The sequence below is a fragment of the Actinoplanes octamycinicus genome, from assembly GCF_014205225.1.
GTDB classification, from domain to species: domain Bacteria; phylum Actinomycetota; class Actinomycetes; order Mycobacteriales; family Micromonosporaceae; genus Actinoplanes; species Actinoplanes octamycinicus.
Genome location: NZ_JACHNB010000001.1, coordinates 2,222,492 through 2,235,381, shown reverse-complemented (window position 1 = coordinate 2,235,381; position 12,890 = coordinate 2,222,492). Strand labels below are relative to the sequence as shown.

The 12,890-nt window shown below is 72.6% G+C and carries 13 protein-coding genes; 4 read left to right on the top strand and 9 right to left on the bottom strand.

The annotated features are described in order from the left end of the window. Positions 1-81 precede the first annotated feature (81 nt). Entirely contained in the window at positions 82-678 is a 597-nt protein-coding gene (locus BJY16_RS10085; RefSeq protein WP_185038970.1) for a TetR/AcrR family transcriptional regulator, read from the top strand. A gap of 245 nt (positions 679-923) precedes the next feature. Here BJY16_RS10085 and BJY16_RS10080 read toward each other — a convergent pair whose 3' ends face one another. After that, a complete protein-coding gene (locus tag BJY16_RS10080; protein ID WP_185038968.1) occupies positions 924-2,261 on the bottom strand; it encodes a GH1 family beta-glucosidase in 1,338 nt (445 codons plus the stop codon). 11 nt (positions 2,262-2,272) lie between these two features. Beyond that, a complete protein-coding gene (locus BJY16_RS10075) occupies positions 2,273-3,457 on the bottom strand; it encodes an MFS transporter (RefSeq protein WP_185038966.1) in 1,185 nt (394 codons plus the stop codon). A gap of 167 nt (positions 3,458-3,624) precedes the next feature. Between BJY16_RS10075 and BJY16_RS10070 the strand changes: the two genes are divergently transcribed. Next, a complete protein-coding gene (locus BJY16_RS10070; protein WP_185038964.1) occupies positions 3,625-4,440 on the top strand; it encodes a 1,4-dihydroxy-6-naphtoate synthase in 816 nt (271 codons plus the stop codon). Between the two features lie 10 nt (positions 4,441-4,450). On the opposite strand, the gene BJY16_RS10065 is transcribed toward BJY16_RS10070, so the two are convergent. Genes BJY16_RS10065 through BJY16_RS10055 form a run of 3 tightly spaced genes read right to left on the bottom strand, consistent with a single transcriptional unit; the run spans position 4,451 to position 5,776 of the window. After that, positions 4,451-4,849, bottom strand: a complete 399-nt coding sequence (locus BJY16_RS10065) for a cold-shock protein (protein ID WP_185038962.1) — start codon at positions 4,847-4,849, stop codon at positions 4,451-4,453. A 46-nt stretch (positions 4,850-4,895) separates the two neighbouring features. Next, positions 4,896-5,537, bottom strand: a complete 642-nt coding sequence (locus BJY16_RS10060; protein WP_185046374.1) for an HAD family hydrolase — start codon at positions 5,535-5,537, stop codon at positions 4,896-4,898. A 38-nt stretch (positions 5,538-5,575) separates the two neighbouring features. Further along, positions 5,576-5,776 carry a hypothetical protein gene (locus tag BJY16_RS10055; RefSeq protein WP_185038960.1) on the bottom strand — a complete coding sequence of 67 codons (201 nt, stop codon included), beginning with the start codon at positions 5,774-5,776 and terminating at the stop codon, positions 5,576-5,578. 79 nt (positions 5,777-5,855) lie between these two features. Between BJY16_RS10055 and BJY16_RS10050 the strand changes: the two genes are divergently transcribed. Beyond that, positions 5,856-8,282 (top strand): helicase-associated domain-containing protein, encoded by a 2,427-nt coding sequence (locus tag BJY16_RS10050; RefSeq protein ID WP_185038959.1) that lies wholly within the window; start codon positions 5,856-5,858, stop codon positions 8,280-8,282. Between the two features lie 136 nt (positions 8,283-8,418). Next, positions 8,419-10,080 (top strand): DNA repair helicase XPB, encoded by a 1,662-nt coding sequence (locus BJY16_RS10045; protein ID WP_185038958.1) that lies wholly within the window; start codon positions 8,419-8,421, stop codon positions 10,078-10,080. On the opposite strand, the gene BJY16_RS10040 is transcribed toward BJY16_RS10045, so the two are convergent. The 4 genes from BJY16_RS10040 to BJY16_RS10025 all read right to left on the bottom strand — a co-directional run bounded on the left by BJY16_RS10040 (position 10,077) and on the right by BJY16_RS10025 (position 12,863). After that, on the bottom strand, positions 10,077-10,577 hold the full coding sequence (locus BJY16_RS10040) for an HAAS signaling domain-containing protein (protein WP_185038957.1): 501 nt from the start codon (positions 10,575-10,577) through the stop codon (positions 10,077-10,079). The genes BJY16_RS10045 and BJY16_RS10040 overlap by 4 nt on opposite strands. Further along, entirely contained in the window at positions 10,574-10,918 is a 345-nt protein-coding gene (locus BJY16_RS10035) for a PadR family transcriptional regulator (protein WP_185038955.1), read from the bottom strand. The genes BJY16_RS10040 and BJY16_RS10035 overlap by 4 nt, the downstream gene beginning before the upstream one ends. 127 nt (positions 10,919-11,045) lie before the next feature. Further along, on the bottom strand, positions 11,046-12,350 hold the full coding sequence (locus BJY16_RS10030) for an MFS transporter (RefSeq protein ID WP_185038953.1): 1,305 nt from the start codon (positions 12,348-12,350) through the stop codon (positions 11,046-11,048). Positions 12,351-12,374: 24 nt separating this feature from the next. After that, entirely contained in the window at positions 12,375-12,863 is a 489-nt protein-coding gene (locus tag BJY16_RS10025) for an NUDIX domain-containing protein (protein ID WP_185038951.1), read from the bottom strand. Positions 12,864-12,890: the final 27 nt, after the last annotated feature.

The window sequence follows — 12,890 nt, the reverse complement described above, 5'->3', positions numbered from 1 at the left end:
GAGACGGGCAACGCGAGACGGGCAACGCGAGACGGGCAACGCGAGACGGGCAACGCGAGGCGTGGGGCATAGGCTGGGGCTGTGCCGAGGCTGGTCGACCACGAGGTGCGCAGGGCGGAGCTTCTCGCGGCCACCTGGCGGGTGGTTCGGGCGCGCGGGGTTGAGGGGACCACGACTCGGGCGATCGCTGATGAGGCGGGGTGTTCGCTCAGCGTGCTGGCGCACTTCCTTGGCGGGAAGGACGACATTCTGGTCGCCGCGCAGCGGGCGGTCTATGACCGGATCGTGGAGCGGGCGTTTCGGATCGGCGGGGAGTTGTTCGGGCTGGCGGCGCTTCGGGCGGCGCTTGACTCGGTGCTGCCGATCGATCCGGAGCGGGCGGCGGACGCGCATGTGAACGTGGCGTTCGCCGGGGCGGCGCTGTCGCATCCGCGGCTGGCCGGGTCGCGGCGGGAGTCGCACCGGGTGATCCGCGAGCATCTACGGACCTGTCTGCGGGAGGCGCGGGAGCGGGACGAGGTGCGGGCGGGCGTGGCTGACGAGGCGGTCATCGACGACTTCATCATTCTGGTCGAGGGCAGCAGCCTGCTCAGCCTGGTGGACGGCTGGGCCGAGGAGGGCCGGGCGGAGCGCCTGACCCGCCTTGCCGACAACTTCGTCGACCAGCTCCGCAAGTAAGCCGGCCCTACGCGAGGTCAGACCCGCGCGCGCCGAACCTGCGCGGGCCCAAACCTGCGCAGGGCCGGGCCGACACAGGGCCGGGCCGACACAGGGCCAGACCGACACAGGGCCAGACCGACGCAGGGCCGGACCGACACAGGGCCGGACCGACACAGGGCCAGGCCGACACAGGGCCAGGCCGACACAGGGCCAGACCGACACAGGGCCAGACCGACACAGGGTCGGCCGGCGAGCGTGCCCGGCTACCGCTGGGCGGCGATCAGGTCGCGGTACCAGTACCAGGAGTCCTTGCGGGTGCGGGCGAGCGTCTCCCGATCCACATGGACCAGCCCGAACCGCTCGTCATATCCGGCCGCCCACTCGAAGTTGTCGAACGCCGACCAGACGTAATACCCCTCCACCCGCACGCCGGCCTCGATCGCCGCCGCCACCGCGCGCAGGTGACCGTCCAAGTAGGAGATCCGCCGCGGGTCGCGCACCCGCCCGTCCGGGCCGGGCGGCGCGTCGTGGAACGACGCCCCGTTCTCGGTCACGATGATCGGCGGCAGTGACGGGTACCGGTCCTTCAGGGCGACCAGGATCTCGGTGAGCGCCTCGGGCACGATCGCCCACCCGAAGTCGGTGCGTTCGTCGCTCTTCACCAGCACCGGCGAGAACGGCATGCCGTCCGGGATGTCCACTTCGAGGATCCCGGAGTAGTCCTTCCCGGCCCGGGGCGCCTCGATCGCCGTCGGCTCGTAGAAGTTGACCCCGTAGAAGTCGAGCGGCGCCCCGATCAGCGCCAGGTCCCGGTCGAGCTGCGCGTCGGGCGTGCCCACCCCGGCCCGGATCGTCTCGTCCGGGTAGTCGCCGAGCAGGATCGGGTCGGAGAACGTCCAGTTGGTCAGCGCCCGGAACATCTCGGCGGCGACCGCGTCGGCCGGGTCGTCGCTCGCCGGGTGGACCGGGAAGTGCTGGTTGGCGATGCCGACCGCGGCCGCCCCGTGGGTGCGCAGCACCTGCACCGCCAGCCCGTGCGCGAGCAGCTGGTGATGGGCGGCCGGCAGCGCCGCCAGCCCGAGGCCGCGGGCCGGCGCGTGGTCGGCCAGCGCGTACCCGTACAGGGTGTGCACGTTCATCTCGTTCATGGTGATCCAGTCGCGGACCCGGTCGCCGAGTCTCAGCGCCACCGCGCCGGCGTAGTCGGCGAGCCGGTGCGCGGTGTCCCGGTTCAGCCAGCCGCCCCGGTCCTCCAGTTCCTGCGGCAGGTCCCAGTGGTAGAGCGTGGGCACCGGCCGGACCCCGGCGGCGAGCAGCTCGTCCACCAGCCGGTCGTAGAAGCCGAGGCCGGCCAGCGCCCGCGGCCAGGAGATCGAGAACCGGTAGTCCCGCACGCCGGACTCGGCGATGTGCGTGACGTCCTCGGCGTACCGGTGATAGTGGTCGATGGCGACCTTGGCGTCCTCGCCGTGCCGGACCGTGCCGGGCCGCGCCGTGAACGTGTCCCAGATGCTCGGGCCCTTGCCGCCGGCGTCCCAGGCGCCCTCGATCTGGTAGGCCGACGTGGCCATGCCGAACCGGAAACCGGGTGGGAAGCGCATGGACGATCCTTTCAGGACAGCGCCGTGAGCCGGGGCAGGCAGGCGAGGGCGAGCACCGCGACCGCCGCGGTGAGCAGGTAGAGCGCGGGGTAACCGCCGAGCGCGGTGACGATCGGCGCGGCGATCACCGGGGCGAGCAGCTGCGGCAGGGTCCCGGCGATGTTGGCGACGCCGAGCATGGTGGCCCGGGTCTCGGCGTCCGGCAGCACGTGCGTGATGACCGCCATGTCGACCGCGACGTAGCCGCCCCACCCGGCGCCGACCAGCACCGACGCCACGATCGCGACGGCTGCCACGGGCACCAGGGCGAGCAGCACGGTCCCGGCCGCCAGGGTCACCGCGGCCACCGCGACGAAGATCTTGCGCCGCTCCCAGCGGTCCGAGAGCACCCCGCCGGCGAACCCGACCGCACCGGCGACCAGCACGTTCACCACGGTCAGCACCAGCACCCAGAGCGCCGCGTCACCGACCCCCACCTGGTCCGACAGGTAGTAGAAGAGATAGACCAGGACCAGCGCGTTGACCAGGTTGAGCAGGAAGCGGATCAGCCAGGCCCAGGCGAACTGCGCGCCGGGCCGCAGGATCACCGCCCACGCGATCGGGACCGGCTCGGCGACCTGCGCGGGCTCCCGGCTGATCAGCAGCAGGGCCGCGCCGAGGGTGGGCACCGCCACGGCCACCGCGACGTATCCGGGCGTGCCCTGACCGACCGCGACGGCGAGCGCGGTGCCGAGCACCACCCCGACGATCTGGGCGACGCCGAACAGCGCGCCGACCGTGCCACGCTGCCGCTCCGGCACCCGGTCGCCGATCATCGCGGCCAGCGCGGCGAGCGGCCCGTTCAGCCCGATCTGGACCAGCACCCATCCGGCGATCATCGGGCCGCGGGCGTCGGCCACCGCCAGCACCAGCAGGCCGGCGACGCCGATCGCGGCGCCGATCAGGAAGATCGGCCGGCGGGACCGCATCCGGTCGGAGAGCGCGCCCCAAAGCGGGTTCGCCACCAGCGAGGCGGCCGCGCCGATCGCGGTGACCAGGGCCAGCAGCGACTCCTTGCCGCCCTCGCCGGCCAGCCGGGCGGCCTGCTCGGGGAGGAGGATCTGAATCGGCCCGAACCAGCCGGCCGCCACCCCGATCATGGCCAGCGCGTAGGCGACCATCCAGGTGCGGCGGACCGGTGCGGCGGTCACCGTCATACGGGCCTCCTTGGTGGATCAAATGATCCGACAAGGCGGAGTCTAGGAAGGTCCGGGCCGCTGGACCAGAGGTCCGACAGACATTTTCCGTACGACCGGGAGCCGTGTGGCGAAGGCGACCGCACACCGATCACGCGCGTCGCCCTGACCAGCGCTAGCGTGGATCCGTGGCGCTATCCCTCGCGGTCTCCCCATGCCCGAACGACACGTTCGTCTTCCACGCGCTGATCCACGGCCTGGTCCCCGGCGCGCCCGCGGTCGACCTGACCTTCGCGGACGTCGACGTGACCAACACGGCCGCCGAGCGCGGCGAGTTCGACCTGGTCAAGGTGAGTTACGCGGCGCTGCCGTGGCTGCTCGACCGCTACGAGCTGCTGCCCTGCGGCGGCGCCCTGGGCCGGGGCTGCGGCCCGCTGGTGCTCACCCGGGACCGGCGCGCCGACCTGACCGGCGCGACCGTCGCGGTGCCCGGCGACCGCACCACGGCCTACCTGCTGATGCGTCTCTGGTCCGCCGAGCGCCCGCCGGCGAAGATCGTGGTGGTGCCGTTCCACCAGATCATGCCCGGGGTGGCCGACGGGACGTTCGACGCCGGCCTGGTCATCCACGAGGCCCGGTTCACCTATCAGCGCTATGGCCTGACCGCCCTGGCCGACCTGGGCGAGTGGTGGGAGTCGGACACCGGCCTGCCGATCCCGCTCGGCGCGATCCTGGCGCGCAAGGGTTCGGTCGACCCGGCGCAGGCCACCGAGTGGGTCCGTGACTCGCTGCGCAAGGGCTGGCTCGACCCGGCCGCCAGCCACGAGTTCATCCTGGCGAACGCGCAGGAGATGGAGCCCGCCGTGGTGCGCCAGCACATCGAGCTCTACGTCAACGAGTTCACCCTGGACCTGGGCAAGGACGGACTCGCCGCCGCCGACGCCCTGCTCGGGCGCGCGGCGGCGGCGGGTCTGACGCCTGCTGTGCCGTCCTTCATGCGATAGGCGGATGGCCTCAGAGTTCGAACTCGCCGGCGACCGCGTGCATCAGCTGCGCGATCTTCTGCGAGGTCTTCTTGTCCGGGTAGCGGCCGCGCTGGAGGACCGGCTGCACGGTGTTCTCCAGGACCTTGATCATGTCCTCGATCATGCTGGCCGTCTCCTCGGCCGGGCGGCGGCGCGCCTCGGCGTCACGGAGCGCGAGCGACGGCGGGGCGTCCAGGAGTTTCACCCCGAGCGCCTGGGCACCCTTGCGGCTGTCCACCACGCCGAACTCGATCCGCTGTCCCGTTTTCAGGTCGGTGACCCCCGCCGGCAACGCACCCTTGGGCAGGAACACGTCTCCGCCCTCATCACTGGTGACGAATCCGAATCCTTTCGTCGCGTCGTACCACTTCACTCGACCCGTGGGCACCGCTGACCTCAACTTCACTCAATGGACACAACTGCTCACGGGGAGCCTATCCAGCCGAGGGCCCGGACCCAACTGCAATCTCATTCAGCAGAGCCGGGAAGCCGGTCAGATCGGACAACACGTACGAAGCGCCGGCGTCCCGGAGGTCGTCCGCCGAGCACGGCCCGGTGACCACGCCGATCCCCGGCACACCGGCCGTCCGGGCCGCCACCATGTCCGCCCGGTGATCGCCCACATACCACCGCACCCCGTGCTCCACCAGCGCGGACGCCTTGCCCTCGGCGAACAGGTCACCGGCCAGCTCGTCGGCGTGCATACCCAGATGGTCGAGGTGCAACCGTGCCAGCCGGCCCAGTTTCGAGGTGACCACGACGACCCGGAGCCCGGCCGCGCGGACCGCGGCGAGTGCCTCGACGGCGCCGGCGGTCGGGACCGACGGGGTGATCGCGAACTCCGGGTAGAGCGCCCGGTAGGTGGTGACCATCTCCTCGACGTCCTCGGGCGGGAACCAGTGGCGCAACTCGTCCCGCAACGGCGGGCCGAGCCGGGAGACCGCCAGATCGGCGTCGACGAAGACGCCGGTCCTGGCGGTGAGAGCCCGATACGCCTCGCGGATCCCCGGCCGGGAGTCGATCAAGGTCATGTCCAGGTCGAACCCGACCGCATCGGCCCGGGCCGGCCGGTCCATGGCGTCCCGACCGGCCGGCGCCGGCGGACGCGAGCCGGTCACTGGCCGTGCGACTCGTGGTACCGCAGGCTCTCCACCGGCAGCGGGAAGGTCTGGTCGTCACCGAACGGGGACGGTGCGGCGGCCCGGTCGGAGACCAGCTCCGAGACGTTCAGGTGGCCTTTCATGTCGACGCCGGCAGCCGAGCCGCCACGGGTCTTCTTCACCTGGGTGCCCGGCATCTTGCCCTCTGTCGCCACGTGCGGTCCCTCCTCTGATCGAGGTCCGGCCACGCCCGGACCCGTCACCATCGTCCCATGAACGTTAGCGTTGAAGACGATGGCCACCACATTTGCGGATCAACTCCGGTCGCTGCCCGACGAGGCGCTGGGCGCGCTCCTTCAGCTGCGCCCTGATCTGGTCGTTCCGGTGCCCGCCGACATCTCGGCGCTGGCCGTGCGCGCGCAGTCGCGCGGCTCGGTCGCCCGCTGCCTGGACGGGCTGGACGAGTTCACCCTGACGATTCTGGACGCCGCCCGGGTCACCCGGGCAGCTGACACCGCGCACACCTCGGTGGACGCCATCGTGGAACTGGCCGCCGGGGTGGCCGCGGACGACGTCCGGGTGGCGATCGACCGGCTCCGGGTCCGGTTCCTGCTGCACGGCCCGCCGGAGGCGCTCCAGGTGGTGGCCGCGGTCGACGAGGTGACCTCGCCGTACCCGGCCGGGCTGGGCCGGCCCGCCGACTATCTGGACGCGCACGCCGCGGCGCTGGTCGCCGACCGGGCCAAGCTGCGGCGCACCGTGCTGGCCGCGCCGCCGGGCGCCCGCGCGGTGCTGGACCGGCTGGCCGCCGGCCCGCCGGTCGGCGCGCTGGGCCGGGCCGCCGAGCCCCGCAACGGCGAGCCGGGCCGGGCCGGCACCGAGGTCGCCGAGTCCATCCGCTGGCTGGTCGACCAGCACATCCTGGTCCCGATCTCGGACGCCGGCCGGGCCCCGCGCGCCGACGGCGACCTGGTCGAGCTGCCCCGCGAGGTGGGGCTGCTGCTGCGCCGGGACACCGGGCCGCTGGGCGCGCTGCGCCCGTTCCCGCCGCAGCCGGAGGCGCCGGTCCGCGACCCGAAAGCGATCGACTCGGCCGGCGCCGGGCAGACCATGGAGGCGGTGCGGGCCACCGAGGCGGTGCTGGAGGCGCTCGCCGCCGAGCCGGCCCCGGTGCTGAAGACCGGCGGGCTGGGCGTCCGCGACCTGAAACGGCTGGCCCGGGCGGCCGGCGTGGACGAGGCGGGCGCGGCGCTGCTGGTCGAGGTGGCCTACGCGGCCGGGCTGCTCGGCGAGTCGGAGACCTCGGTGCACCGGGCCCCCGGCGCGGTCCAGGACATCTTCCTGCCCACCGGGGCGTACGACCTGTGGCGGGCGGCCGGGATGGCACACCGCTGGAGCACGCTGGCCCGCGCCTGGCTGACCATGACCCGGCAGCCCGGCCTGGTCGGCAAGCGGGACGAGCGGGACCGGCCGATCAACGCGCTGGCCCCGGACGCGGAACGGGCCGGGGCGCCGCAGGCCCGGCGGGAGGCGCTGGACGCGCTCGCCGCCCTGGAGCCGGGCTCCGCCCCCGCGGTCGACGACCTGCTGGCGCTGCTGGCCTGGCAGGCCCCCCGCCGGGCGCGTGGGCGGGAGCTGGGGCACCGGGACGGCTTTTCCGGGGCAGCGCTGCTCGGGGTGACCGGGCTGGGCGCGCTCACCTCGTACGCGAGGCTCCTGCTCAGTGACCCGGAGACGACCGAAAGCGATCCCCTCGGCCTGCACCCCGACGAGTCCCCCGCGGACGCGGTCCGCGCCCTGGACCACCTGCTGCCCGCACCCGTCGACCACGTCCTGGTCCAGGCGGACCTGACGGTGGTGGTGCCGGGCCCGCCGGAGCCGGAGCTGGCCGGCGAGCTGGACGTCATCGCCGAGCCGGAGTCGGCCGGCGGGGCCAGCGTCTTCCGGGTCACCCCGGCCAGCGTGCGGCGCGCGCTCGACGTCGGGTACACCGCGCCGGAGCTGCACACCCTCTTCCAGCGGCGGTCCCGGACGCCGGTGCCGCAGACGCTGACCTACCTGATCGACGACGCGGCCCGCAAGCACGGCGGGCTGCGCGCCGGTTCGGCCGGCTCCTACCTGCGCAGCGACGACGAGGCGCTGATCGTCGAGGTGCTCGCGGACAAGCGGGTGACCGGTCTGGATCTGCGCCGGGTCGCGCCGACCGTGCTGGTCAGCCCGCGCCCGGTGGCCCGGCTGCTCGGCGCGCTGCGCGAGGCCGGCTACGCCCCGGTGGCCGAGGACGCCGGCGGGGCAACCGTGCTGACCAGGCCGAAAGCGCGACGGGCACCGAGCCGCACGCCGCGGATCATGGAGCCGGCCGGGCCGCCGTCGCTGGCCGGTCCGCGGCTGGCCGGGGTGGTGGAGCAGCTGCGGCGCGGTGACATCGCGACCCGGGCGGCCCGCCGCGCGCCGGTCACCGTCCGCGCGGCGCAGGGGCAGGCGGTGCCCGGGCTGACCGCGGTGCAGCAGCACAGTCAGGCGATGGCGGTGCTCCAGCAGGCGGTCCGGGACCGGGCCAAGGTCTGGGTGGGTTACGTCGACTCGCACGGCGCCACGCTGTCCCGGCTGGTCCGTCCGGTCTCGCTGAGCGCCGGTTACCTGCGGGCCGAGGACGAGCGCGGCGAGAGCCTGCACACCTTCGCGCTGCACCGGATCACCGCGGCGGTCACCGAGGAGTAACCGCGTTTTGGCCGGGCCGTGTACGCCCCCGTCGCGTCACGACCCGGCCCGTATGTACACACGCACGGGACCACGGAAATGTTGCACCCGATTTCCGTGGCAGACTGGAGGGTCGCCTTTTGACCGGAGGTTGTGCGTGAACGGCGGACCGCTGATCGTTCAGTCGGACAAGACCCTGCTCCTCGAAGTCGATCATCCGGATGCCCAGGCCTGCCGGATGGCCATCGCGCCGTTCGCCGAGCTGGAGCGCTCGCCCGAGCACGTGCACACCTACCGGCTGACGCCGCTCGGGCTGTGGAATTCGCGGGCCGCCGGGCACGACGCGGAGAGCGTGGTCGACGCCCTGATCAAGTTCTCGCGGTACCCGGTGCCGCACGCCCTGCTGGTCGACGTCGCCGAGACGATGGACCGCTACGGCCGCCTGCAGCTGCTCAACGACCCGGTGCACGGCCTGGTCCTGCGCGGCCTCGACAAGATCGTGCTGCTCGAGGTGTCGAAATCGAAGAAGCTGGCCGGGATGCTCGGCGCCCGGCTCGACGACGAGACCATCGCGGTGCACGGCTCCGAGCGCGGCCGGCTCAAGCAGGCCCTGCTCAAGCTGGGCTGGCCGGCCGAGGACCTGGCCGGTTACGTGGACGGCGAGGCGCATCCGATCGACCTGGCCGAGGACGGCTGGACGCTGCGGTCCTACCAGCAGGAGGCGGTCGACGGCTTCTGGGCCGGCGGCTCCGGCGTGGTGGTGCTGCCCTGCGGCGCCGGCAAGACGCTGGTCGGCGCGGCCGCGATGGCGACCGCCAAGGCGACCACGCTGATCCTGGTGACCAACACGGTCGCCGGCCGGCAGTGGAAACGCGAGCTGATCGCCCGCACGTCGCTGACCGAGGACGAGATCGGTGAGTACAGCGGCGAGCGCAAGGAGATCCGGCCGGTCACCATCGCCACCTACCAGGTGCTCACCGCCCGCCGCGGCGGCGCCTTCACCCACCTGGACCTGTTCGGCGCCCGGGACTGGGGGCTGGTCATCTACGACGAGGTCCACCTGCTGCCGGCGCCGATCTTCCGGTTCACCGCCGACCTGCAGGCCCGCCGCCGGCTCGGGCTGACCGCGACGCTGGTCCGGGAGGACGGCCGGGAGGGCGACGTCTTCTCGCTGATCGGCCCGAAACGGTACGACGCCCCGTGGAAGGACATCGAGGCGCAGGGCTGGATCGCGCCCGCGGAGTGCGTCGAGGTGCGGGTGACGCTGACCGAGGCGGAGCGGATGGCGTACGCGGTGACCGACTCGGAGGAGCGGTACAAGGCCGCCGCCACCGCCCGGACCAAGCTGCCGGTGGTGAAAGCCCTGGTCGACAAGCACCCCGAGGAGCAGGTGCTGGTCATCGGCGGGTTCCTGGACCAGCTGCACACCCTCGGGGAGTACCTGGACGCCCCGATCGTCGAGGGCTCGACCACGAACAAGGAGCGGGAGCGGCTCTTCGACGCGTTCCGCTCCGGTGAGCTGCGCACCCTGGTGCTCTCCAAGGTGGGGAACTTCTCCATCGACCTGCCCGAGGCGGCGGTGGCGATCCAGGTGTCCGGCACCTTCGGCTCCCGGCAGGAGGAGGCGCAGCGGCTCGGCCGGGTGCTGCGGCCCAAGGGCGACGGGCGGCAGGCGCACTTCTACACGGTGGTGTCCCGGGACACCATCGACACCGAGTACGCCGCGCACCGGCAGCGCTTCCTGGCCGAGCAGGGATACGCGTACACCATCGTGGACGCGGACGACGTGCTCGGCCCGCCGCTGCCGCAGGTGGACTAGCCCGGCTGCACCGGCGTCTCCGGGGTCACCGGCTCCTCGACGGAGGCGGGCGGCGGCGCGTCCTCGGAGCCCCGGTTCACCGTCAGCGCGGCACCCAGGCAGAGCACCAGCACCACGCCGACGACCGCGAGGACCGCGAAGATCCACTTGGCGTGCTGCCCGGCCCGGGCGACGGGCGACGGCTCCAGCGGCGGCACCTGCGCGCTGAACGGCGGCGGCGCGGCGGCCGCGAACGGCGGCGGGGGGGCGGCCGTGGCCGAGCGGGCGGCGCCCGCCTCCTCGTAAGCCGCGGCGGCCACCACCTCCGGGCTGCCCAGCCGCTCCAGGATCTCGATCAGCTCGCTCTCGCTGCGCACGTTGCGATCGGTACGCTCGGTCGCGATGTGCGCCGCCAGGTCGGCCAGCAGCTCCCGGCGCTGCAGCAGCGGCAGCCCGCTCAGGCGCAGCTCCACCTCGTGCAGGTACTCACCGACCACGTCGGTCTGGTTCGGGTTCATGCGATCTCACCGGTTCCCACGAGACGGTCGACGGTCTGACGGAACGACACCCACTCGGTGCGGAAGGTCGACAACGCCTCCCGCCCGGACGGGGTGAGGCTGTAGTAGCGGCGGGGCGGGCCGCTGGGCGACTCGGCCCACTTGCTGTCCAGCATGCCGCCGCGGCGCAGCCGGGACAGCAGCGGATAGATCGTGCCCTCGGTCGCGGCGAGCGTGCGCTCCTCCCCGAGCCGGCGGACGATCTCGGTGCCATACCGGTCCTCGAACTCCACCATCGCGAGCACACAGAACTCCAACGTCCCTCGACGGAGACCGGAGGCCAACGCGGATGCCTCTGCCATGCACAACAGAGTACCTTGCGCCGCAAGGTAGATCGACCCGGGAAGACGTTCCAGTCCGGCATCGGCATTCTCTTCGTCAGCTTCAAGGCGGAGTCAGCAGCTGACCCCGCCGCGGGGCCGAGCCTGGTCAGCCAGCGGCGGCGGCGCGGGACTCGGCCGACGCCGCCCACTCGGCGTCTGCCGCCTCCTTCAGGGCCACCCCGTGCTCCCCGTTGTATCTGACGAACTTCGGCAGGGCCGCGGCCAGCGCCAGGCTGCCCGCCACGCAGAGCACGCCGCCCACCCAGATCGACCCGCCCACGCCCAGCGACGTGCGGGCCATCAGACCCGAGCGGAGCTGGCCGAGCAGCGGCCCGGTGGTGTACGACAGCATCTCGATGCCGGCCAGCCGCCCGCGCAGGTGATCCGGAATGGTCTGGTTCCAGATGATCATGCGGAACAGGCCGGAGACCATGTCCGCGGCGCCCGCGAAGGCCAGGCAGAACAGCGTCAGCCAGAGCATCTGGGACAGACCGACGCCGACGATGCCGACGCCCCACAACGCGGCCGCGATGATCACCATGAGGCCGTGCCGGTGCACCCGCTGGGTCCAGCCGGAGCCGACCGTGGCGACCAGCGAGCCGACCGCCGGGGCGGCGTAGAGCAGCCCGAGCACCTGCGGGCCGCCGAGCCGGTCGGCCAGGAACGGGTAGAGCGCGGACGGCATGCCGAAGAACATCGCGTTGATGTCGACCAGGTAGGTGCCGAGCAGCTCCGGCCGCGACGTGGCGTACTTCAGGCCGGTGGCCACGCTCCGCAGCGACGGCCGGTCGGCGGCCGGCGGCGGCGGGACCGCCTTGACCATGGTCAGCAGCACCAGCGAGACCGCGAAGGTGAGCAGGTCGAAGGTGTAGACCCAGGCCAGGTCCAGGGTGGCGATCAGGATGCCGGCCAGCGACGGGCCGATCAGCTGGGAGAACTGCCGGCTCAGCGACTGCAGCGCCATCGCGGCCGGCAGCTCGCCGGATGTCACCAGCCGGGGCAGCATCGCGCCCATCGCCGGTTGTTGCAGGCCGGCCACCGCCGCGGTGAGGAACGCGCAGACGTAGAGCAGCCACAGGTGCGGCTCGGCGGAGAGCGCGTTGACCAGCAGCAGGCCGCAGATCACCGCGAGCGCCGCCTCGCTGCCCCGGACCAGCAGCCGCCGGTCCAGGTAGTCGGCGAGCGCCCCGCCGACGAACGCCATGATCAGGATCGGGGCCAGCTCGCAGACCCCGATCAGGCCGACCATCAGCGGATCGTCGGTCAGCTTCGCCACCTGGTACGGAATGGTGACGTAGCTGATGAACGACCCGAAACTGGTCACCGCGCCGCTGACGAAGACGAGCCGGAAGTCCCGGGAGGTGCGTAACGGGGTGAGGTCCACGCTCAGTCGGCGTTTACGGTCGGCCACGAGGGGCCATCCTGCCGAAGATCGCTACTTCATCACCAGGCGACCGGTTGTGGTGAAGGTCTCCAGGTCGGCCAGTGCCTCGTCGATCACAAACGACTTCGGGCCGGGCAGCGCGTCCAGCGGGAACCAGCCGGCGTCCACGCTCTCCTCGGTCACCCGGACCAGCTCGCCCTCCCAGCTGTGCACCACGAAGGTCATCAGCACCTGCTGGTACGTGTGCCCGTAGTCGTTGGTGTACGTGTACGCCGTGTAGAACGCGTACGGCGTCAGCGAGGTGGCCCGCAGCCCGGTCTCCTCCCACAGCTCCCGGACCGCGCACTCCTCCATGCTCTCGCCCAGCTCCATCGCGCCGGCCGGGATGGCCCAGCGATGGTTGTCCGACCGCTGGATCAGCAGCAGCCGCTTCTGCTCGTCGAGCACCACGGTGCGCGCCCCGACGAAGAAGATCGTGTCGGTGTCCCCGACGCTCGCACGCACCTTGCCCAGGTAAGACTCAGCCCACGTCAATGCCACTGAGCCACCCCGCGGGGGAAGACCCGG